Origin of the sequence: Amycolatopsis solani, from assembly GCF_033441515.1 — a bacterium.
Taxonomy (GTDB): Bacteria; Actinomycetota; Actinomycetes; order Mycobacteriales; family Pseudonocardiaceae; genus Amycolatopsis; species Amycolatopsis solani.
In genome coordinates this window covers 2,264,536-2,286,418 of the sequence record NZ_JAWQJT010000003.1, presented here as the reverse complement: position 1 = coordinate 2,286,418, position 21,883 = coordinate 2,264,536, and the positions used below count along the sequence as shown (strand labels likewise).

The 21,883-nt window shown below is 72.8% G+C and carries 20 protein-coding genes; 14 read left to right on the top strand and 6 right to left on the bottom strand.

From position 1 onward, the window contains the following. Window positions 1-28: 28 nt before the first annotated feature. Entirely contained in the window at window positions 29-1,285 is a 1,257-nt protein-coding gene (locus SD460_RS43225) for an RICIN domain-containing protein (protein WP_290054123.1), read from the bottom strand. Window positions 1,286-1,660: 375 nt separating this feature from the next. On the opposite strand from SD460_RS43225, the gene SD460_RS43220 reads away from it, so the two are divergent. Genes SD460_RS43220 through SD460_RS43205 form a run of 4 tightly spaced genes read left to right on the top strand, consistent with a single transcriptional unit; the run spans window position 1,661 to window position 5,464 of the window. Continuing rightward, entirely contained in the window at window positions 1,661-2,134 is a 474-nt protein-coding gene (locus SD460_RS43220) for a PTS sugar transporter subunit IIB (RefSeq protein WP_290054121.1), read from the top strand. Window positions 2,135-2,140: 6 nt separating this feature from the next. Beyond that, complete coding sequence (locus SD460_RS43215) at window positions 2,141-3,757, top strand: PTS system mannose/fructose/sorbose family transporter subunit IID (protein WP_290054120.1); 1,617 nt, start codon at window positions 2,141-2,143, stop codon at window positions 3,755-3,757. Window positions 3,758-3,770: 13 nt separating this feature from the next. Further along, window positions 3,771-4,160 (top strand): PTS sugar transporter subunit IIA, encoded by a 390-nt coding sequence (locus SD460_RS43210; RefSeq protein ID WP_290054118.1) that lies wholly within the window; start codon window positions 3,771-3,773, stop codon window positions 4,158-4,160. After that, a complete protein-coding gene (locus tag SD460_RS43205; RefSeq protein ID WP_290054117.1) occupies window positions 4,157-5,464 on the top strand; it encodes a hypothetical protein in 1,308 nt (435 codons plus the stop codon). Before SD460_RS43210 ends, SD460_RS43205 begins: the two co-directional genes overlap by 4 nt. Here the strand turns inward: SD460_RS43205 and SD460_RS43200 are convergent. The 3 genes from SD460_RS43200 to SD460_RS43190 all read right to left on the bottom strand — a co-directional run bounded on the left by SD460_RS43200 (window position 5,451) and on the right by SD460_RS43190 (window position 10,286). Beyond that, a complete protein-coding gene (locus SD460_RS43200) occupies window positions 5,451-6,182 on the bottom strand; it encodes a hypothetical protein (protein ID WP_290054115.1) in 732 nt (243 codons plus the stop codon). The two genes, SD460_RS43205 and SD460_RS43200, sit on opposite strands and share 14 nt — an antisense overlap. Before the next feature lie 55 nt (window positions 6,183-6,237). Continuing rightward, window positions 6,238-7,008 carry a GntR family transcriptional regulator gene (locus SD460_RS43195; protein ID WP_290054114.1) on the bottom strand — a complete coding sequence of 257 codons (771 nt, stop codon included), beginning with the start codon at window positions 7,006-7,008 and terminating at the stop codon, window positions 6,238-6,240. A 188-nt stretch (window positions 7,009-7,196) separates the two neighbouring features. Beyond that, entirely contained in the window at window positions 7,197-10,286 is a 3,090-nt protein-coding gene (locus tag SD460_RS43190; protein WP_318307652.1) for an AfsR/SARP family transcriptional regulator, read from the bottom strand. A gap of 189 nt (window positions 10,287-10,475) precedes the next feature. Here SD460_RS43190 and SD460_RS43185 point away from each other — a divergent pair, with 189 nt between their 5' ends. Then, window positions 10,476-11,102: a thioesterase II family protein gene (locus SD460_RS43185; protein ID WP_318307651.1), complete on the top strand. Its 627-nt coding sequence runs from the start codon at window positions 10,476-10,478 to the stop codon at window positions 11,100-11,102. On the opposite strand, the gene SD460_RS43180 is transcribed toward SD460_RS43185, so the two are convergent. Continuing rightward, a complete protein-coding gene (locus SD460_RS43180; protein ID WP_290062310.1) occupies window positions 11,039-11,467 on the bottom strand; it encodes a hypothetical protein in 429 nt (142 codons plus the stop codon). The genes SD460_RS43185 and SD460_RS43180 overlap by 64 nt on opposite strands. Window positions 11,468-11,578: 111 nt before the next feature. On the opposite strand from SD460_RS43180, the gene SD460_RS43175 reads away from it, so the two are divergent. Beyond that, a complete protein-coding gene (locus SD460_RS43175) occupies window positions 11,579-12,829 on the top strand; it encodes an MFS transporter (protein WP_290062309.1) in 1,251 nt (416 codons plus the stop codon). Here SD460_RS43175 and SD460_RS43170 read toward each other — a convergent pair. After that, window positions 12,792-13,706, bottom strand: coding sequence for a Kelch repeat-containing protein (locus SD460_RS43170; protein WP_290062308.1), 915 nt, complete (start codon window positions 13,704-13,706; stop codon window positions 12,792-12,794). The two genes, SD460_RS43175 and SD460_RS43170, sit on opposite strands and share 38 nt — an antisense overlap. 299 nt (window positions 13,707-14,005) lie before the next feature. On the opposite strand from SD460_RS43170, the gene SD460_RS43165 reads away from it, so the two are divergent. The 8 genes from SD460_RS43165 (at window position 14,006) to SD460_RS43130 (ending at window position 21,882) form a co-directional block, all read left to right on the top strand. Continuing rightward, the gene (locus SD460_RS43165; protein WP_290062307.1) at window positions 14,006-14,983 is read left to right on the top strand and encodes an ABC transporter substrate-binding protein; all 978 of its coding nucleotides are present in this window, start codon (window positions 14,006-14,008) and stop codon (window positions 14,981-14,983) included. 555 nt (window positions 14,984-15,538) lie between these two features. Beyond that, the gene (locus tag SD460_RS43160; protein ID WP_290062306.1) at window positions 15,539-16,330 is read left to right on the top strand and encodes an ABC transporter ATP-binding protein; all 792 of its coding nucleotides are present in this window, start codon (window positions 15,539-15,541) and stop codon (window positions 16,328-16,330) included. Then, entirely contained in the window at window positions 16,323-17,030 is a 708-nt protein-coding gene (locus SD460_RS43155) for an ABC transporter ATP-binding protein (protein ID WP_290062304.1), read from the top strand. The genes SD460_RS43160 and SD460_RS43155 overlap by 8 nt, the downstream gene beginning before the upstream one ends. A 30-nt stretch (window positions 17,031-17,060) precedes the next feature. Further along, complete coding sequence (locus SD460_RS43150; RefSeq protein ID WP_290062303.1) at window positions 17,061-17,912, top strand: branched-chain amino acid ABC transporter permease; 852 nt, start codon at window positions 17,061-17,063, stop codon at window positions 17,910-17,912. Window positions 17,913-17,941: 29 nt separating this feature from the next. After that, window positions 17,942-18,985: a branched-chain amino acid ABC transporter permease gene (locus tag SD460_RS43145; protein WP_318307650.1), complete on the top strand. Its 1,044-nt coding sequence runs from the start codon at window positions 17,942-17,944 to the stop codon at window positions 18,983-18,985. Further along, a complete protein-coding gene (locus SD460_RS43140; protein WP_290058650.1) occupies window positions 18,972-20,285 on the top strand; it encodes an ABC transporter substrate-binding protein in 1,314 nt (437 codons plus the stop codon). Before SD460_RS43145 ends, SD460_RS43140 begins: the two co-directional genes overlap by 14 nt. Window positions 20,286-20,346: 61 nt before the next feature. Then, window positions 20,347-20,913: a TetR/AcrR family transcriptional regulator gene (locus tag SD460_RS43135; RefSeq protein WP_290058651.1), complete on the top strand. Its 567-nt coding sequence runs from the start codon at window positions 20,347-20,349 to the stop codon at window positions 20,911-20,913. Between the two features lie 21 nt (window positions 20,914-20,934). Further along, window positions 20,935-21,882, top strand: coding sequence for a GlxA family transcriptional regulator (locus SD460_RS43130; RefSeq protein ID WP_290058653.1), 948 nt, complete (start codon window positions 20,935-20,937; stop codon window positions 21,880-21,882). Window position 21,883: the final 1 nt, after the last annotated feature.

Below are 21,883 nucleotides of genomic sequence, written 5' to 3'. Positions count from 1 at the left end.
GTCAGGTTGCGCCGATTTCCCGAATTGTTCAGGCGGGTACCTGCCAGCGCTGGTTCGCGGTGGCCGCGCAGGTCAGGATCTGCAGGCGGGTGCCGTCGGCCGACGAGTTCCCGGTCGCGTCGAGGCACTTGCCCGACTGCGGGTTCAGCAGGGTCCCGTCGGTCCGCGCCTGCCACGCCTGCGCGCCGGTCGCGTTGCAGTCCCACAGCTGGACCGGGGTGCCGTCGGCCGTCCCGCTGTTCGACACGTCGAGGCACTTGCCGAAGGCTCGCCAGGTGCCGTTCTGCTTCGTCCAGCGCTGGGCCGCCGTGGAGTTGCACGTCCACAGCTGGACCGCGGTGCCGTTGGCCGTGTTCGACGCGCTGACGTCGACGCACTTGCCGCCGAGCCCGGTGATCGTCCCGGCGGGGTAGGGGCTGCCGCTCGCGATCAGGTACGCGCTGTTGGCCACGTTCCAGTGCGTCGCCAGGTACGTGCCCGGCGCGGGGTTGGTGTTGAAGTAGTCGTCGCCGAGGCAGTCGAGCTGGTTCTCCGGCGCGCCGGGGCAGACCTTCACCAGGCCGCCCGGCGGGTTCGGGAGCCCGCCGTCGTCGTAGCACATGATGTCCTCGTCGTCCCAGCAGTGACCGTAGGCGCTCGAGTGCGGGGCGCTGCCCTGGACGGCGCCGAGGGTGTGCAGGAGCTCGTGCCCGGTCGCCTGCCACGACCAGCAGCCGGTGCCGACCGTCGCGTAGTGCGGGCCCGCGTTGTACGGGTTGCCCGAGCCCGGGCTGTCGTTGCCGCCGTTGCCGAACGCGAGGCCGCAGCCGTCCTTGTCGTACCAGACGACGTACTTGCGGTCGGCGCGGTTGTGGCCCTGCGCCTTGATGGCGTTCGTGATCGTGTCGACGGTGGCCATGTCGCCCTGGGCGATGACGACGTTGCCGATGGTCGCGCGGCAGCTCGAGTCGGTCACGTACCGGACGTGCCGGACGCCGCCGCCGAGGCGGGACGCGGCCTCGACGAAGGCGTCGTCGATCTGGCTCGCGAAGGTCTGGAACTGGCCGGCGAACTGCGCGTACCGATCGGCCTGGGTGTTCCCGCGGACGTAGAGCGCCTGGACGCGCTTGCCGCTGACGCCGTCGCCGTCGCAAACGGCGGAGCGTGGCGCCGCGGCCGTCGCGGACGGCGTGCGCAGGTGGCCGGGCAGCAGCTCGGTGCCGTCGGTCGCGGCGGCCGAGGGGAGTGCGGTGGCGAACAGGAGCGCGGTGCTGAGCGCGGCGAGGCGCAGGGATCTCGCGGCCACGGGGGGTTCCGCCTTTCCCGGTGCGGCAGGGGACGAGGAAGTGCGGTCTAGACCACTGGGAATGATAAAAGCGGCCCGCCGGGGTGTCACTGACAAGACCGGACAGCTTCGGGTGAACCGCTCACCAGCGCAATTTCGATCGGCCGCCCGGTCGAATAATTTTCGGGTTTTGGCTCTTGACAGTCGATCACCACCGTCCATACTGGTATATACCTTTATGGGAGGGTCCGGGTAACACCAGGGGGGCTTCGCGCTCGTGGGCCGACGGAAGGTCTGAGGGGTCCTTCCGTCGGCCGCGCGAAGACCGGTCACCGGCGGTGTTGACACAGATACTGGTACGAACCAGTATGTCTCCTGCCGTCCGGGAGGAGAAACATGGCGGGGGCACACGTCCGGATCGACAACCGGCTGATCCACGGGCAGGTCACCGTCGCCTGGACCCGCCGGCTCGGCGTGCGCCGCCTGCTCGTCTGCAACGACGACGTCGCCGCCGACGAACTGCAACAGGTGCTGCTTCCCCAGGCCGCCCGCGGGCTGCCCACCGCCGTGCTGTCGGTGGCCGCGGCGCTCACGGTCCCGCTCGACGGGGATGTCATGATCATCGCGAAGGATCCCGGGGACGCCTTCCGCCTCGTCGAGGGCGGGCTGCGGCCGGAGGTCGTCAACGTCGGCAACGTCGCGCCCCGCCCGGGCACGGCGTACACCATGGTCACCCGCTCGATCGCGGTCACCGCGGACGAAGCGGGCGCTTACCGCAAGCTCGCCGCCGGCGTCCCGCTGGTCACCCAGCTGATGCCGCAGGACAAGCCCGCGGACTTCGTCCCACTGCTCGACCGGAAAGGGCTCTAGCCCCGCATGCTCGTCGCGCTGGCCCTGACCGTCTGGGCGATCTACTGCACCTACGACGGGCTCGGCCCGTTCCTCGTCTACGCCCAGCGCCCGCTGATCGCCGGCTCGGTGGCCGGCCTGATCACCGGCAACCCGCTGCTCGGCCTGCTGATCGGCGCCACGCTGGAGCTCGCCGCGCTCGGCGTCTACACCTACGGCGGCGCGACCATCCCGGACTACCAGACCGGGGCGATCGTCGGCACCGCGCTGGCCGCGGGCGCCGCCGGCGGGACGTCCGCCCAGGTCGCCGTCGGGATCGGCGTCGGGCTGCCGGCCGCGATCCTGCTCTCGGCCCTGGATCCGGTCGGCAAGATGGTCACCACCGCGCTGGTGCACCGGGCCGACGCCTACGCCGCCGACGGGAACGCCCGCGGCCTGGCACGGATCCACTGGATCAGCCTCGTCCCGTGGGTCGCGGTGCGCGCGATCCCGACGTTCCTCGCCGCGCTCGCCGCGTCCGGCGGCCTGGTCAAGGACATCACCGCGAGCATCCCGGCCGGGTTCGTGCAGGGCATGACGCTCGCCGGGTCACTGCTGCCGGCCGTCGGTTTCGCGCTGCTGCTCGGCATGATGGAGCTGTCGCGGTACTGGTACCTGCTGCTGATCGGCTTCGTCGGGTTCGCCTACCTGAAGCTGCCGGTGCTGGGGATCGCGCTGGTCGGCGTCGCGGTCGCGATGCTGTTCGTGACGCTCAAGCGCGACGAGCCGGCCATCGCCGTGCCCGAGCCCGCCGAAGAGACCGCGATCGACCCGCGGCTGACCAAGCAGGACCTGCGGCGGGTGTTCCGCCGCTACTTCTGGTCGAGCCAGATCTCCTGGAACTACGAGCGGATGCAGGCGCTCGGGTTCGCGTACTCGATGGAACCGGTGCTGCGCCGGCTGTACCCGGAGAAGGCCGACTACGTCGCCGGCCTGCAGCGGCACCTGCAGTTCTTCAACACCTCCGTGCTCATCGGCGGCCCGCTGATCCTCGGCTCCAGCGTCGCGCTCGAAGAAGCGGGCACGCCGAAGTCGGCGGCGAGCACCAAGGTCGCGCTGATGGGACCGCTGGCCGGCATCGGCGACACCGTCGTCTTCGCGCTGTACAACAGCATCGTCTTCACCATGGGCGCGTCGTGGGCGCTGCAGGGCAACTGGCTCGGCCCCGCGTTCGCCGCCGTGATGGTGCTCGTGCCGTACGCGCTGGTGCGGCGCTGGCAGTTCGGGTTCGCCTACCGCGAGGGGAAGCGGCTGGCCGGCCACCTCGCCGCGGGCGCGCTGGCGCGCGTCGCGCAGGGGGCGACCGTGCTCGGGTTCGTCGTGCTCGGCGGGTTCATCCCGTCGATCGTCAAGGTCGTCACCACGCTGACCTACCGGCAGACCACCACGGTCCAGGGGCAGCCGGTGACCCAGTCGGTGGCGATCCAGGACCGGCTCGACGAACTGCTGCCGTTCCTGCTGCCGGTGCTGGTCACCGCCGGGGTTTACCTGCTGACGGCCAAGGCCCGGCTGCGGCCGGTCTGGGTCATCGGCATCGTCGTCGTCGCCGGGGTAGTACTGGGGTGGCTCGGCTGGTTCGCGCCGTCGGCCCCGGCGAAGAGCTGAGGGGGAGTCCGCCATGTCCGTCCCGATCATCCTGGCCGGTCACGGCCGGCTGCCTTCCGGCGTCGGCGAGGCCGCCGAAATGATCCTCGGCCCGCAGGCGCGGCTGAAGGTGTGCGAGCTGAGCCCGCGCGACAGCCCGGAGGAGTTCGGCGCCCGCGTGCTCGGGCTGGCCGGTGACGCCGAAGGGGTGCTCGTGCTCGCCGACCTGCACGGCGGCTCGCCGTTCAACGCCGTCCGCGCGCTCGCCGCCGGGCACCCGCGCATCCAGCTGGTCTCGGGGCTGAACCTGCCCATGCTGCTGGAGGTCCTGCTGCACACCACCGGCGACGTGACCGAGCTCGCCGGGGTGGCCCGCGCCGCCGGGCGGGACGGCGTCGTCGACGTCCTGGAATCGACCTGGTGACCGCCGCACTCCTGCTCGCCGCGCAAGACGTCCGGATCACCCCGGGACCCGGGCACCCGCTCGGCGGCTACCTGGCCCGGCACGGCGTCGCGACCGGCACGCACGACGAGCTCGAAGCGTCCCTGATCTGGCTGTCCACTGAGGACGACCCGGGCGTGGTGTGGGTGGCGCTGGACGCCCTCGCGGTCGACGCCGGCCTCACCCGCACGCTGGCCGACGCGGTCGCCGCGGCGGTGGGCATCGGCCCGGAGCGGGTGCTCGTCTGCGCGTCGCACACGCATTCCGGGCCCGAGGGCTGGACCGGCCCGCTGCACCCCGGCCTGCCGGGGGAGCGCGATCCCGGGCTGGTCGGCCGGATGGCGGAGAAGGTCACCGGTGCCGCGCTGCGGCTGCGCGCCTGCCGCTCCCGGGTCCGGGCGCGCTGGCACGCGGGGTCGACGGAAGCCGTCGGCGGCAACCGCTACCGGCCGGACGGGCCGCACGACACGTCGTTCGGGGTGCTCGAACTGAGCCGCGACGACGGCACCCCGGCGGCGCTGCTGTTCGACTACGCGAGCCACCCGACCGTGCTCGGCCCGGACAACCTGGCCTGGTCGGCTGACTGGCCGGGCGCGACCCGCCGCGAGCTGGCCGCGCTGATCGGCCGCCCGGTGGCGGCGTTCCTGCAGGGCGCGGCCGGCGACGCGAGCTCCCGGTTCGTCCGCCGCGGCCGCGACCACGCCGAGGTCCGCACCCTCGGCGGCCACCTGGCGACGTCGATCGCGCGCACGCTGGCGGCGGCCTCGGCGATCGGCGCGAGCGGCCCGGTCCGGCTCACGCGGTCGACGCTGCACCTGCCCTACCGCGAAGTGCCGTCCATCGAGGACAGCGTGGAACTGCGCGAATCGGCGGAGGCGGAGTGGCAGCGGGAGCTGGCCCGCCACGGCGAGGACCACCCGGCGGTCCGGATCGCGCAGACCCGGTACGAGGGCTGCGCAATGCTCGCCACGATGGCGGCGGGCGGGCGGCCGACGGGGTGCGCCGACGTGCCGGTCAGCGTCGTCTCGCTGGGGGACATCGCGTGGCTGCACACGCCGTTCGAGCTGTTCGCGTCGCTGGGGCTGCGGATCCGGCGGGGGAGCCCGTTCCGGCACACGCGGGTGATCGGCTACTCCGACGGCTACCTCGGGTACCTGCCGGACGCCGACGGGCACCGGAACGGGATCTACGAGTCGTACGTGACGCTGTTCGGCCCGGACGCCGCGGAGGTGCTGGTGGAGCACTGCCTGAAGGTGCTGCGCGCGCACCGGCTCAGCCCCACTTAGGCCAGTCGAGGGGGAACCCGAAACCGACCACGGTGATGGCGAGGACGCCGGCGCCGAGCAGGAAGAAGACCGTGCCGGACGAGGGGTTCACCTCTTCCGGCAGCATCGGGCGGACGAACCGGCCGCGGTCCCAGACGACCGTGAAGCGCTCGCCCTCGACGCACGTCGCGAAGCTGCGCAGGTCCCCGCGCAGCGGCGTCGACCCGCCGGGCAGGACGAGCGTGCAGTCGTGGTCCGGCCGCATGGGCGCCACTTCGACCAGCGCGGGGGCACTGCGGTGGGTCAGCACCAGCTCGGTCACCAGCCCCGGTCCGGACAGGGCCAGCACGGCCAGGCCGGTCATGCTGAACGTGAGCTGGCCCAGGTCGCCGTCGCGCACCCAGGCACCCCGCCACCAGGCGACCGCGCACAGGACGCCGCCGATTGCGCCGAAGCCGAGCACGCGCACGGCGATGTCCCCGAGCCAGGTCTCCTGGTTCGCGGTCAGGACCGAGACCGCCGCCGAGGCGAGCAGGACGGCGAGGAACACCAGCCGCCGGTGCACCTTGGTCCGGTGCGGCACCGAGTCGTCCTCGACCGGTTCCCTCGGCGGCTTCGGGGGTTTGGGCGCCTTGGGGGGCTTGGGCGGCTTGGGGTTCTTGCGCGCCCGGCGGGCCGCGAGCACCGCCGACGAGCCCAGGACGGCGGCGAGGGCGAAGAGCTTGGTCCGACGGAGCATGGCGTCCTCCCGGTTTCGGGAAGACACGCCGGGCGCGGGCCGGGGGTTGCCCGGCTCAGGAAGCCGGGCTGCGCCGCGCCTGCGTGAAGACCGTGTAGCGGTCGGCGCGGTACAGCGACCGGCCCGCTTCGATGACGCCGCCGCTCTGGTCGTGCAGCGTGCCCTCGATGATCAGGCACGGCTGGGTGGCTTCGATGCCGAGCAGGGCCGCGTCGCCGGTGTTCGGGAGCACCGCCGAGATCGCGGTGTCGTTCCACTCGGCGCGGACGCTCCAGCGCTCCTCGATCGTGCGGTGCAGCGATTCGGTTTCCCAGTCGAACAGCTCGATGCCGGGGAACCGGTCGACCGACAGGTTGGTGCGCTCGACGGCGAACGGCTCGTCTTCGACGTAGCGGAGCCGTTCGAGCCGGAACACCCGCGCGCCCGGCGGCACGTTCAGGCGCCCGGCGATGCGCTGGTTCGCGCTCTCCACCTCGGCGTGCAGCACCTTCGTCTTGGGGACGACGCCGCGGGCCTTCATGTCCTCGGTGAACGAGGTCAGCATGTCGATGTGCGCCGCCTGGCGTTCCGCGGTGAAGGTCGCGGTGCCGTGCTGGCGGTACAGGACGCCGTCCGCGACCAGGCGGTTGACCTCCTGCCGCACGGTGCCGCGGGCGACCTGGAAGTGCTCGGCGAGGAACCGTTCCGACGGCATCAGCCGCCCGGGACCCGCCTCCGTCGCGACGGTTTCGAGGATTTCGCGGAGCTGATCGCCCTTCGGCCGCCCCGGCTGCAGCGCGTCCGGGAGGCGCAGATCGCTCGCGGGGACGTGTTTCGGACGGGGCATGCCTCCAGTATGTCGCGCCGGGGCGGGCCGTGTGTCGTGAAGGCCACCTTCACGGCCGATCGGTCGCCGCGGGGTCGCGAATGACTCATTCGGGACCGGGGAGGCCGCGAATGAGTCATTCGCGACCTTGGTGACCACCGCTGCCCGGCGCGCCCGGAGCGTCGAGGAGCTCGGCTGGTGCTCGGACCTCAGCCGGTGGCGCGCCCGGCCAGCTCCGCGAGGAACGCCGCGGCCACGGCTTCCCCCGTCCCGTGCCCGACCGCGCGGTACAGCGAGCGCGACTCGCGTGCCGTCCCCTCGGCGAGCAGCCACCGGCCCGCCGCGGCCTCGACCGCGGCCAGTCCCAGCAGGGCCTCCGCCTCGACGACGCGGAACCCGCCCGCCCGCGCCGCGTCCAGCGCCGCGCGCGCGTGTTCGCCCGCCTCGCCCGCCCGGCCGCCCGCGGCCAGTACCCGGGCCAGCGTCGCCGCCGCCTCCGCCAGCTGGCCGCGCAGCCCGGACTCGGCCGTCAGCGCACGGGCTTCCCGCAGGACGCGCTCCGCCGCGCCCAGGTCGCCGCGGCCTTCCTCGGCTCGGCCCAGTGCGATCAACGCCGCCGCTTCGACCTGCCGGTCGCCGTCGCGGCGGACGGAGGCGAGGGCCTCCTCGGCCGTCCGTGCCGCCGAGTCGTGGTCGCCGCGGGCGACCTGCAGGGCGCTCACCGCGTTCAGCGCCGTCGCTTCGCCGAAGCTCGTGCCGAGGTCGCGGAACGCCGTCAGGGCCTGGTCGAGGACCTCGCCCGCCTCGGTCAGCCGTCCGGTGGCCAGCAGCACCCAGCCCAGGTCGGCGAGGTTCGCCGCCTCCCAGAACGCCAGATCCTCCTTGCGGGCCAGCGCGATCGCTTCGACCAGGCAGTCCTCCGCCTGCTCCAGCCGGCCCAGCTGGCGGTAGTGGCAGCTCAGCGAGTTCAGCGCGAGCGCCTCACCCGACCGGTTGCCGAGTTCGCGGAACAGCTGGATCGCGCGGCGGCTGTGCTCGACGGCCTCCGACAGCCGGCCGGTCCACTCCAGCATCGAGCCCAGGTTCGCGACGGCGGTCGCCTCGCACTCGCGCCAGCCGCACGCCCGGCTGGCCAGCACCGCCTTCTCCGAATGCCGGATGCCCGCCTCGTGCTGGCCTTCGCGGAAGTACGCGCCGCCGATGGACAGGTGGACCAGCGCCTCGGCCGGCCGGGCGCCATGGTCGCGGGCCGCGCGCAGGACGATCGGGGCCAGTTCCAGCCACTCCGCGCGGCGGCCGTGGTCGTGGAAGAACCGCCGCAACGCGTCGGCCAGGTACCAGGCGCCGGGGTACGGCCCGCGCGTCGCGGCCTGCCGCAGCGCCGCCGACAGGTTCGGGACCTCGACGTCGAGCCAGGCCACGGCGGCCGCGGCGTCGGCGAACGCGATCGGGCTCGGCGCCGCCGGGGCGTCCTCGCGGGGCAGCGAGACGATCCGCGCGCCGAGCAGCGCGACCGCGGCGTCGGCGGCCGCGCAGTAGCCGGTGAACAGCCGCTCCCATGCCCCTTCGCGCGCGGCTTCGTCCTCTTCGGCCCGGACGCACTGCTCGGCGTAGCGGCGGGCGAGGTCGTGGAACCGGTAGCGGCGGGGCGCGTGCGCCTCCAGGAGGTTCGCCGCGGCCAGCCCGCGGATCCGCCGCGCCGCCTCCTCGGGCGGCACTTCCAGCAGCGCGGCCACGGCGATCGGCGTGAAGTCCGCGCCCGGCACCAGCGCGAGCAGCCGGAACGCCTGCCGCAGCCCGGGCGCCAGCGCCTGGTAGGACACCGAAAACGCCTTGGCGACGGCGCTTTCCTCGGCGCCGTCGAAGCCGAGCTGGGCCAGCGGGTCGCCGCGCAGCTCGTCGACCAGCTCGCCGATGCTGGCCACCCCGGTGTTGGCCGCGGCGATCCGCAGGGCCAGCGGGTGGTGGCCGCAGAGCCGGGCCAGCTCGGCCGCCGCCTCCGGCTCGGCGCTGGTCCGGTCGCCGAGCAACGCGGTCAGCAGCGCCTGGGAGTCGTCTTCGCGCAGCTGCGCCAGGCCCAGCGACCGGGCGCCGGTGCGGGCGACCAGCTCGTCGAGCCGGTGGCGGCTGGTCACCAGCACCCGGCCCGACGACGGCAGCAGCGGCAGCACCTGCGCGGCGTCACGGGCGTTGTCGAGCACGACCAGAGCCTGCCGGTCGGCCAGCAGCGAGCGGTAGAGCTTGCTCTGGTCGTCGAGGCCCGGCGGCACGTCCCGCAGGTCGACGCCGAGCGTGCGCAGCAGCTGCGCGAGCGCGGCGGCGGGGGTGAGCGGCTCGTCGTCGGCGTCGAAGCCGCGCAGGTTCACGTACAGCTGGCCGTCGGGGTAGCGCGCCCGCGCGGTGTGGGCCCAGTGCACGGCGAGCGCGGTCTTGCCGACGCCCGCGGTGCCGGTGATCACCCAGACGTCGCCGGGTTCGTCGAGCGTGGCCAGTTCCGGGGCGCGGCCGGCGAACCCGCGGACGTCCAGCGGCAGCTCGGCCGGCCGCGGCGCGACCGGGGCCGCGACGGGCGCCGGAGCCGGCTCGCCTTCGCCCCGCAGGATCCGCATCCGCAGGTCCTGCAGGGCCTGGCCCGGTTCGATGCCCAGCTCGTCGACGAGCAGGTCGTGCGCCCGCGTGTACGTCTCGAGCGCTTCGGGCGTGCGGCCGCAGCGGTGCAGCGCGAGCATCAGCGCGGCGCGCAGCCGTTCGCGGAAGGGGTGCTCTTCGACCAGCTGCCGCAGCTCGCCGACGACTTCGGCGTGCCGCCCCGACGCCAGTTCCTGCTCGTACAGCTCCTCCAGCACGACGAGCCGCCGTTCGGCGAGCGCCGGGCCTTCGTGCTCGGCCAGCGCTTCGCTCACGCCGCCGAGCGGGGTGCCCTCCCACAGCGCGAGCGCGGCACGCAGGTGCGCGACGGCGTCCGGCCCGGCGGTGGCCCTGGCCTGCGCGACCTCGTCGTCGAAGACGTCGAGGTCCCGGTCACCGGGCGCGACCTCGATGACGTAGCCGGGCGCCCGCCGCACGATGACGTCGCGGCCGAGGAGCTTCCGCAGCTCCGAGATGTGCACCTGGAGCCGCCCGCGGACGCTCGGCGGCGCGTTTTCGCCCCAGGTCAGGTCGATGAGGCGGTCTTCGGTGACCACCCGGTTCGGGTTGAGCAGGAGCGCGGCCAGTACGGACGTCTGTTTCTGGCCACCGGGCCGGAACGCACCCGTGTCGCCGAGGACCGTGACCGGCCCGAGCAGGCGGTAGCGCACGTGTTGCCCCCAGAAGGCGGACCGAAGCGGAACGGAAGTGCCATCGACGACCCTACTTGTGCCGATCGTTGCCAATCCGACCACAGTCACGGCCGGATGACTTGGGCGGCGACGGTTGCGCGCCGCTGATGGGCCGGCCTGCTTTAGGCCGGATTGGCAACCGCGGACACGTTGGAAGGGAGGCCACGGGTGGACACCGATGATCCGGAGCGCTTGCTGTTCGTCTGTTTCCCGGACGCCGGTGAGGCCGCCGGCCGCTACCGGGCCTGGCGCGACCCGAGGATCGCGGTGCACGTCGTCGAGCTGCCCGGGCGGGGCGAGCGCCACGACGAGCACCCGTACCGGGACATGTGGCTGCTCGTCGAGTCGCTGTCCGCGGAACTGGCCGGCGTGCTCGCCGGGCCGCACGTGCTGTTCGGTGCGGGGCTCGGCGCGCTGGTCGCCTACCGGCTGGCGCAGCGGCGGGTGGCCGCGGGACTGGGGGTTCCGCGGGCGCTCGTCGTCGCGCACCAGGCACCACCGGACCGGGCCGCGCGCGCGGTGCCGGAGCAGGCGGCGCGCGCCGACGTGAGCCTGCTGGTCAGCGACGCGCACGTGCCGGCGGCGCCCCCGCTGCCGTGCCCGATCCGCGGGTTCGGCGAGCCGCACGTGATGACCGGCTGGGGCGAGCACACGAGCGCCGGGTTCGTGCTGGTCCCGGCGCGGGCCCAGGACAGCGCCGCGCTGCTGCGCGACGCCGTCCTGCGGTCGGCCTACCTGATCTCCGCCCTGGCCGTGCAGGGGCTCGCGCCGCCGTCGAACGCGACGGAGGCGTAGCTCGGGGCGTCCACCGGGACCTTGACGTCGTCGGGCAGGTGGACGCTCAGCTTCGTGCCCGCCTGGCCGGTGAACGTGCCGGCGTAGACGGTCTTGGGGGCGCCCGCGTCGACGTAGGAGACGTCGAGGACGAACGTCGCCGAGTCGCCGATGTACGGGCCGCCGCCGATGGTGGCGACGCCCGGGTGGTACTCGGTCGTGCCGACCGGCTGGTAGGTGACCGAGACGGTGCCGCGGAACGGGCCCGCGGTGCAGCTCGCCGCCACCGTCTGGGCCCCGGTTCCGGCCGCTTCGGCGGGGGGTGCGAGGACGACCGCCCCCAGGACGGCCGTGCCGATGACGGCCTGGATTGCACCGGCTCTCATGGTGACTCCTCTTGCGTTCGGGGTGCGGCAGATGCTGCCGGACGCGACTTCCAAACCACTTCCCTTCACTACCGGCCCAGGAAACGTATAAGCGCTGTTATAGTTTGCTTCGTGCGCCGAGCCCTCGTCGACATCTCCCCGCTGCGCGCTTCCCCGGCGTTCCGGCGGCTCTGGCTGGGCCGCGTCTTCTCCGGCTTCGGCGGCCAGATGACGCTCGTCGCCGTGATGTTCCAGGTCTGGGAGCAGACCGGCAGCACCGTGTGGACCGGTGCCGTCGGGCTCGCGCAGGCCCTGCCGGTCATCGTGTTCGGGTTGTTCGCCGGGACGCTCGTGGACCGCGTCGACCGGCGGAAGTTCGCCCTCGTCACGACGGCGGGGCAGGCGGGCTGTTCGGTGCTCCTGGCCGTGCAGGGGATCGTCGGCGGTGCGCCGGTGCTCCTGGTGCTGGGGCTGGTCGCCGTCCAGTCGTGCTTCGTCGCGGGAGGCGGGCCGGCCGGGCGCACCTTCATCCCGCGGCTGCTGCCGCCGGAGCAACTGCCCGCGGGGCTCGCGCTGGACCGCATCGCCTTCCAGGGCGCCATGTTGCTGGGCCCGGCGCTCGGCGGGCTCTTGCTCGGCTGGCTCGGCGTCGGCGGCTGCTATGTCGTCGACGCGCTGACGTTCGGGCTGGCGTTTTACGGCGTCTTCGGCCTGCCCCCGATGCGCCCGGACGGCGAGCCGTCGCGGCCGGGACTGCACGGCGTCCTCGACGGCCTGGCGTTCCTGGTCCGGACGCCGGTCGTCCGCGGGGCACTGCTCACCGATCTCGCCGCGACCGTTCTGTCGATGCCGATCAGCCTGTTCCCGCTGGTCAACGAGGAGCACTTCGGTGGCGACCCGCGCACGCTGGGCTTGTTCCTCTCGGCCATCGCGGTCGGCGGCGTGGCGGCGTCGGTGTTCTCGGGGGCGTTCACCCGGCTGCCGCGGCCGGGGCTGGTGATGCTCGCCGGCTCGGCGGCGTGGGGTGTCGCGCTGACGGTGTTCGGGCTGGCGCCGAGCCCGTGGCTCGGGCTGGCGTGCCTGGTGCTGGCGGGCGCGGCGGACACGGTCTCGGTCGTTTCGCGCGGCGCGCTGGTCCAGCTGAACACGCCGGACGCGCTGCTCGGCCGGGTGGCGGCGGCGGAGCAGATCGTCGGGCAGGCGGGCCCGGACGTCGGCAACCTGCGCGGCGGGCTGGTGGCGGGCGTCGCTTCGGGAACGTTCGCGCTGGTCAGCGGCGGTCTCCTGTGCGTCGCCGCGGTGGTGGCGGTCGGGGCCGGCACGCCCGGGCTGCGCCGGTTCGCCGTCACGGCAGCTTCAACGACAGCACGTCCGGGATCGTGACGACGCTGCCGTAGGTGTTCGCGCTGCCGCCGATCGCGAGGATCCGCTGGGCCGACGCCGCCGCGCAGACCAGTGAGGACCGGCCGTGGGGGAGCAGGGTGCCCAGGAGCACCCAGTAGCCCGTCCCGGTGTCGAAGACCTCGGCCGTGCGGTCGCGGGCGATCGGGTCGTCGACCGGAGCCGGGCCCCCGCCGACGACGACGATCTTGTCGCCCACCACCGCCGCGCCGGGCGCGCCGCGGCGCTTGTGCGTGGGGGTCACGGCTTCCCAGCGGTCGGACTTCGGGCAGTACCGCTCCACCGAGGCGAGGGCGTCCTGCGCGCGGCTCGGCAGGCCGCCGATCGCGTACAGGTGCGTTTCCGTGGCCACGAGCCGGAACCGCGCCCGCGGGGTCGGCATCGGCGCCACCGGCACCCAGTGCGGGCGGGGGTCGGCCGGGTCCAGCACGTGCACGGCGTCGGTGGCGTGCTCGTCCGGGTCGGCGTCCCCGACGATGCCGCCCGCGACGTACAACCGGCCGTCCAGCCCGGCGCCCGAGGCCGCGGCCAGCGGGACCGGCAGCGCGGGGGCCGGGTGCCACTCGTCGCGTGCCGGGTCGTAGCGGTCGACCGCGTCCAGCGCGGCCCCGCCGGGACCGATTCCCCCGGCGGCGTAGACGATCCCGCCGACCACCCCGGTCGCGAAGTTGCCGCGCGGCACGGGCATCGGGCTGACGTAATGCCACTCGCCGTCGCCGCGGGCGTGGCGGGTCTCGACCGAGCTGTAGCCGACGGTGCCGTCGGTGCCGCCGAGCACGAAGACGTCGCCGCCGACGGCCGCCACGTCGTGGCCGAACCGCGGTGACAACAGCGGCGGCCGGTACTTCCATTCGTTCATCGTTTCCACCCTCTTTGCCGCCCAGAGTCTCCGCGGTGATCCGGTTCGTTACGGTGTCCGCGATTTACGCCTTCGGAGCAGTGCCGGTGACGATCAGACGTCCCAGTGCGCTCGGCCGGATGGCGTACAACGATCACGCTGTGTGCGGGTTCTTCGTGGGTTTGTTTCCACAAGTGATCATCGGGCCCCCAATTCTGGGCAACGTGATTGCGGCTGCGGAAATCGTCATCTACAGTCCGGCGAATCACGGCTCAACCGCCGGATTCCACGTGCAGAAGGATTCTTTCCCGAGGAGTGCCATGCCCAGACGCGCCTCGAGCCGCCGGTTCGCCGTCCTGGCCGTCGCCGCCCTGCTGCTGAGCGGGTGCAGCCAGCTCGGCGGGACCAAGACCGGCGGCGGCGTCGAAAAACCGTCCATCCGGGTCGCCATCCTCACCACCGTCGACCTCGCCACCCTGTGGCTGGCGCAGGAAGGCGGCTACTTCAAGGCCGAAGGCCTCGAGGTGCAGACCGACATCGGCGCCAGTGGCCAGGACACGCTGACCCGCATGGTGGAGGGCAAGGACGACCTCGCGCTGTCCACCTACACGCTGTTCTTCCTGGCGAAGAGCAGCGGCAGCGCGGACGTGAAGCTGGTCGCCGACGCGACCTCGGCGAGCCCGCGCAGCAACGAGGTCGTCACCGTGCCGAACTCGCCGGTGAAGACCGTGAACGACCTCGGCGGCAAGCGGATCGCGATCAGCTCGAAGAACGCAGCGTCCGACGTGCTGACCCGGTCGGTGATGCGCGACCACGGCATCGACGCCGCCAAGGTGACGTGGGTCCCGATGCCCCTGCCGGAGATGGGCGCCGCACTGGCGGCGGGCCGGGTCGACGCCGCCTACCAGCCGGAACCGTTCCTCACCCAGTCCGCCCGCACGGCCGGCGCGTTCCCGGTGATCGACGCCGCCAGCGGCAGCACCCAGTCGTTCCCCCTGACCGGCTACGGCGCGACCGCCCAGTGGGCCAGGGACCACCCCAAGACGCTGGCCGCGTTCCAGCGCGCGATGGCCAACGCCACCCGCGCCGCGGTGGACCGTGCCCGGGTGGAGCCGCTGGTCGTCAAGAACGCCCGGGTGGACCAGGACATCGCGAGCCTGATGGTGATGCCCGCGTTCGGGTCCACGTTGGACGCCCGCCGGATCCAGCGGGTGCCGGACCTGTTGCAGCAGCTGGGTGTGGTGCAGACGAAGATCGACGCTTCGTCGATGATCGCTCCGCAGGCCAGTACCGGCTGAGGCCGGGGTTAGCGGACGGGCGGGTGTGCCTCGGTGCGCCCGCCCGTTCGGCATGCCCGGCGGCTTGGCTGCCTGGTCGCGGAGGTCGCGAATGACTCATTCGGGACGTGTGTGGTCCCGAATGAGTCATTGGCGACGTTGCTCGGCCGGTGTGACCCGCGCAGCTTTGCTCGATCCGGGCGGCTTTGCCTGACTCGCGTGGCCTCGCGACCCTCGCGACCCGCCCGGGGCGCGACCGGCGCGGCTCCGCGCGGCTCAGGCGGAACCCGCGCGACCTCGTGTCAGCCGGGGGCCTCCACGGTCGCGAATGACTCATTCGCGACCTCTGCGGTCCCGAATGAGTCATTCGCGACCCTCGCGCAACCCGCCGCCCCACCCCCGAACCGGCCCGCCCGTCCACGGTGCCGACCACCGCCGCGCGTCCGCTTTGTGAAATTTCCGGACCGCACCGCTTTCCCCGCTCCGCACCTTGACTTCACCGCCGCCGCACTCCACCCTCTTCATACCGACCGCGCGGTACGGGTCGGTCCACATGGTGAGACAGGAGAGTCATCGATGACGCTTCTCGGGGAGGACCTGCTCGTGGTGGACGGCCTCACCGTCCGCTTCGGGGGTCTCACGGCCCTGCGCGACGTGCGGCTGAGCGTCGACGCCGGGACCGTCGTCGGGGTGATCGGGCCCAACGGTGCGGGCAAGACGACGCTCTTCAACGTCATCTGCGGGTTCGTGCGGCCGCAGGCGGGTCGCGTGCTGTGGCGCGGGGAACCGCTCGTCCGGCAGCGCCCGGAACACCTCGCCGGGCTCGGGATCGTGCGGACGTTGCAGGGCCTCGGCCTGTTCCCGGGCTTGACCGTGCTGGAAAACGTGATGGCGGGTGCGGGACGGCACGCCAAGACCGGGGTACTCCCGGCGCTCGCCGGGGCCGGGCGGTCCGCGCGCGACGAGGCCGACCTCGCCGGGCGGGCTCGGGCGACGCTGGGGGAGCTGGGGATCGCCGACCTCGCCGACCGGTTGCCCGGCGTTCTGCCTTACGGGGTGCGGAAACGCGTCGCGCTGGCGCGGGCGCTCGTGGCGGAACCCGACCTGCTCCTGCTCGACGAACCGGCGAGCGGGCTCTCGGCCGCCGAGCTCGTCGAGCTGTCGACGTTGATCCTTTCGCTGCGGCGGCACATGGCGGTCGTGCTCGTCGAACACCACATGGACCTGGTCATGCAGGTCTGCGACCGGGTCGTGGTGCTGAACTTCGGCGAGGTGATCGCGGCGGGCACGCCGGCCGAGATCCAGGCCGACCCCCGTGTGACCGAGGCCTACCTCGGCGACCCCGCCGAGGAGGCGCCCCGTGCTTGAGATCGACGGCCTTTCCGTGGCCTACGGCGCCGTCCGCGCGCTCGACGGCGTCGGCATCCGCGTCGAGCGGGGCGGGATCACCGCCGTGCTCGGGGCGAACGGGGCCGGCAAAACCACACTGCTGCGCACGATCAGCGGCCTGCAGCCCGCCCGCGAAGGGCGGATCACCTGGGACGGCACGGAACTCACCGGGCGGGCGCCGGACCGGATCGCCCGCGGCGGGGTCGCGCACGTGCCCGAAGGCGGCGGCGTGATCACCGAGCTGACCGTCGACGAGAACCTCCGGCTGGGGGCGCTGTGGCGGCGCGACCGCGCCGATCGGGCCGCCGCGCGCAACGAGGTCTACGAGCTTTTCCCGCCGCTGGCGGAACGTTCGGCGAAACCCGCGTCGACGCTCTCGGGCGGTGAACGGCAGATGCTCGCCATCGGCCGCGCGCTGATGAGCAGGCCCGCGCTCCTGCTGCTGGACGAGCCGTCGCTGGGGCTCGCGCCGCTGATCACCGCGCGGATCATGGGGATCCTGCGCGACCTGCGGGCTTCGACCGGGCTGACCGTCGTGCTCGTCGAGCAGAACGCGCACAGCGCGCTGTCCATCGCCGACCGCGGGTACGTGCTCGCGCTCGGCAAGGTCGTCGCCGTCGACACCGCGGCGGAACTGCTGGCCGACGACGGCCTGCGCCACGCCTACCTCGGCTTCTGAGGCGTCCAAAACGGAGGTGAACGGTCCGGCATGCAAGACTTCTTCGACCTGACCCTCGGCGGGATCTCGGCCGGCGCGGTGTACGCGGCGCTCGGGCTCGCCCTGGTCATCATCTACCGGGCCACCCGGGTGGTGAACTTCGCGCAGCCCGCCCTCGCGCTGATCTCGACGTACCTCGCGTACTCGGTGACGAAGGCGACGGGCAGCTACTGGCTCGGGTTCGCCGTCGCGATCGTCGCCGGGACCGTGCTGGGCGTCGCCACCGAACGGCTGCTGATCCGGCCGCTGCGGCACCGCTCCGAGCTGAGCTCGATCATCGTCACGCTCGGCCTTTTGCTGGTGCTGCAGGCGATCGCGGGCATGATCTGGTCCAACGAGCCGCTGGCGTTCCCCTACGCCTTCGACTTCCGCGGCCGGTTCTCCGCCAACGACCTGTTCGTCGTGCTGGTCGTGCTCGCCATCGCCGCGCTGGTCCTCGTCGTGTTCAAGTACACGCCGCTGGGCCTGCGGATGCGCGCGGCGGCGTTCGCGCCGGACGTCGCACGCATCCTCGGCGTGCGGGTCGGGCTGATGCTCACCGCCGGCTGGGGCATGGCGGCGGCCGTCGGCTCGCTGGCCGGATTGCTCGCCACGCCACCGTTCCTCTTCCCGAACGTGCTGGACGGCGTCTTCGTCTACGCGCTCACCGCGGCCGTGCTCGGCGGCCTCGACAACCCCTTGGGCACCATCGCCGGCGGGTTCGTCCTCGGCGTCGGACTGTCCTATGTGTCCGGCTACTTCGGACCGGAGATGGTGACGATCGCGGCGCTGGCGATCCTGGTGATCGTGCTTTCCGTGCGCCCGAGCGGGTTGTTCGGCCGGGCGAAGGCGAGGCGGGTATGAGCGTGCGCACCAGTTTGCCGCGAACCAGCGTGACCGCACCGGAAAGGAAGCGCGTGCTGCCGCCGCTGGTCCGCCGCGTGTTCTTCGCGCTGGCCGCCTTCGCCGTCGTCGTCCTGCTGACGCTGGTGACCGACGAGTTCACCAACCTGCGGATCGCGACGATCGGCTACTACCTGATCGCGGTGGCGGGGCTGACGTTGCTGACCGGGCTCACCGGGCAGGTTTCGCTGGGCCACGGCGCGTTCATGTTCATCGGCGCGTACACGGTGGCGCTGCTGGTGAACAAGGTGCCGTCGTTCCCGCTGTGGGCCGACCTGCTGCTGGCTTCGGCCGCGGGCGGGCTCGCCGGGCTGCTGGCCGGGGCCGCCGCGGCCCGGCTGCGCGGGCCGTACCTGGCCGGGGCGACGCTCGCGCTGGCCGTCGGCCTGCCCGCGCTGACCCGCCGGTTCCCGGACTTCCTCGGCGGCAGCAACGGGTTGAGCTTCACCGTCCACAGCAGACCGTCCGCTGTGGTCGGTGCCGTCCCGGAACTGCGGTGGCAGACGTGGATCGTCTGGCTCAGCGTGCTCATCGCGCTGGTGCTGGTGGTCAACATCGTCCGCGGGCGGCTCGGGCGCGACTTCCGCGCGGTCCGCGACGACGAGGTCGCCGCGTCGCTGAGCGGGATCGCCGTCGGGCGGACGAAAATCCTCGCGTTCCTGGTCAGCGCGGTGTGCGGCGGGCTCGCCGGTGGCCTGCAGGCGTTCCTGCTCGGCACCGCCGCGCCGGGGTCGTTCACGCCCGCGCTGTCGCTGAGCCTGCTGGCGGCCGTGGTGCTGGGCGGGCTCGGGTCCCTGTGGGGCGCGCTGTGGGGCGCGGTCGCGCTCGTGTACTTCCAGGCCTGGTCCGAAGACCTCGCCGACGTGCTGCACCTGAACACCGACGTGGCCAACAACCTCCCGCTCGCGGTGTACGGCGTGATCCTCATCGTCGTCGTGCTCGCCTTCCCGCGCGGCATCCAGGGCGGCTTCCACCGGCTGCGCGGGCTGCTCCGCCGACCCGCCGAAAAGAAGGAGAACCATGAGAACCACTAGGTACGGCGCGGGTTTCCTCGCCCTCGCCTTGGCGCTGACCGCGTGCGGCGGCGCGGGGGAGAGCGGCGGCGGCGGTCAGCAGGCCGCGGACTCGGCCGTCGGCGTCACCAAGGACGCCGTCGTGATCGGCACCCACCAGCCGCTGACCGGCCCGGCCGCGCCGGGGTACAGCAAGATCTCCGTCGGCGCCCGCGCGGTCTACCAGGCGATCAACGACGGCGGCGGCGTCAACGGGCGCAAGATCGACTATCACGTGGAGGACGACGGCTACAACCCGACGAAGACCGTCGAGGTGGTGAAGAAGCTCGTCCTGCAGGACAAGGTGTTCGCGATCGTCGGCGGCCTGGGCACGCCGACGCACTCGAAGGTCGTCGACTACCTCACCACCGAGGGCGTGCCGGACCTGCTGGTCTCGTCCGGCGCACTGGCCTGGGACAACCCGCAGAAGGCGCCGATGACCTTCGGCTACCAGGTGGACTACACGCGCGAAGGCAAGATCCAGGGGAAGTACATCAAGGACACCTTCGCGGGCAAGAAGGTCGGCTACTTCACCCAGAACGACGACGTCGGCCGCGACACCCAGGCCGGGCTGGACCAGTTCGTCAAGGACCAGACCGTCGTCCGGCAGGGCTACGACAGCGCGAACACCGACGTCACGCCGCAGCTGTCGGCGTTGAAGGCGGCCGGCGCCGAGGTCGTCGTCTGCGCGTGCATCCCGGCGTTCACCGCGTTGTCGATCCTGGCCGCGGCGAAGATCGGGTACAAGCCGCAGTTCGTGGTCAGCAGCATCGGCGCCGACCCGGCGACGCTGTCCGGGCTGCTCCAGGACTTCGCCAAGCGCGGCGGCGCCAGCGTCTCCAGCGGGCAGCTGCTGGCCGGCCTGATCGGCACCGGCTACCTGCCGGACGTCGCCCAGACGTCCGACCCGTGGGTCGCCTACTTCAAGGGCATCCACGACAAGTACATCCCGAAGGAGCCGTTCACGAACACGGTCCTGTTCGGCATGGTGCAGGCCTACACGTTCGCGCAGGCGCTCAAGGCCGCCGGGCCGGACCCGACGCGGCAGAAGCTCGTCGAAGCGATGAGCTCGGGGTCGCTCAAGGGCCCGGGCCTGACACCGTTCGGGTTCTCGAAGGAGTCGCACGCCGGCTACACCGGCGCGTACGTCTTCAAGATCAACCCGGACACCACGACGGCGGTCATCCAGCCACCGTCGGTCACCGACCGGGGTACCGGGGCCATCACGGCGTACACCGGTGAACGCGCCACCCCGGAGCAGGTGAACCTGCTGGGCAAGTGAGGAACGGGCCGGTCCGCGGCGCTGCCGCGGGCCGGCCCCCCTGCTCACATAGGGTGGCGACATGACGGTCAGGGAGAAGGTCGTGCGGGCGGCGGTCCGGCTGTTCGCCGAGAAGGGCTTCGAGGCGACGACGGTCCGCGAGATCGTCGAGGCGGCCGGCGTCACCAAGGGTGGTCTCTACCACTACTTCGAGTCCAAGGACGACCTGCTCTTCGAGATCTACGCGGCGATGCTGCGGATGCAGACGCGGCGGATGGAGACGATCGCGAAGTCCGAGCTGCCGCTGCCGGAGCGGCTGCACGCGATCATCGTCGACGTCGTCGTGACGAGCATCGCGGACCTGGACGCGGCCACCGTGTTCTTCCAGTCGTTCCCGCTGCTGGAGAAGTCCAAGCAGGTCCAGGTGCGCGCCGAGCGGCGGACCTACCACGAGCGCGTGCGCGACCTGGTCGCCGAAGGGCAGCGGGCGGGGGTGTTCCGCGCCGACGTCCCGGCCGACCTGGTGATCAACTACCACTTCGGCGCCATCCACCGGCTCGGCATGTGGTACCACGCCGACGGCGAGCTGTCGGGGGAGCAGGTCGGCGAGCACTTCGCGAACCTGATGCTGGCCAGTCTCCGTCCTTAGTGGACGATCTATCGTGGTGCCATGCACACCGTGGCCGTTCTCGCGCTGGACCAGGTCGTCCCGTTCGACCTGGCGACGCCCATCGAGACCTTCTCGCGAACCCGGCTGCCGGACGGCGCGCCGGCGTACGAGGTCCGCATCTGCGGCCCGGCGCCCGAGATCGACGCGGGGGCGTTCACGCTGCGGCCCCCGTGGGACCTGACCGGGCTGGCCACCGCGGACACGATCGTCGTCCCGGGCCGCTCGGCGAACCCGCCGGTGCCCGAGCCGGTGGTGACGGCGCTGCGCGCGGCGGCCGGGCGGGGCGCGCGGATCGCGTCGATCTGCTCGGGCGCGTTCATCCTGGCGGAGACGGGCCTGCTCGACGGCCTGCGTGCGACGACCCACTGGGCGGCGGCCCCCGAACTGGCCCGCCGGCACCCGGCGGTCGAAGTGGACCCGGACGTGCTGTACGTGGACAACGGCCAGTTCCTGAGCTCGGCGGGCGCGGCGGCGGGCCTGGACCTCTGCCTCCACCTGGTCCGCCGTGACCACGGTTCGGCGGTGGCGGCCGACGCGGCCCGGATGTCGGTGATGCCCCTGGAACGCGAGGGCGGCCAGGCGCAGTTCATCGTGCACGACACCCCGCCGGCCCCGCGCGGGTCCGAGCTGGAGCCGGTGCTGGCGTGGCTGGAGGAGAACTGCGCTTCGGAGCTGACGCTGCCGGGGATCGCGGGGCACGCGGGGATGAGCACGCGGACGTTGAACCGCCGGTTCCGCGAGCAGACGGGGACGACGCCGCTGCAGTGGCTGCTGCGGGCGCGGGTGCGGCGCGCGCAGCACCTGCTGGAGGCGACGGCGGAGCCGGTGGACCGGATCGCGGGTGCGGTGGGGTTCGGGTCGCCGACCGCGTTCCGGGAGCGGTTCAAGCGGGTGGTGGGGCGGAGCCCGCAGGCCTACCGGGCGAGCTTCCGGGCGGCCGGGAACTGAA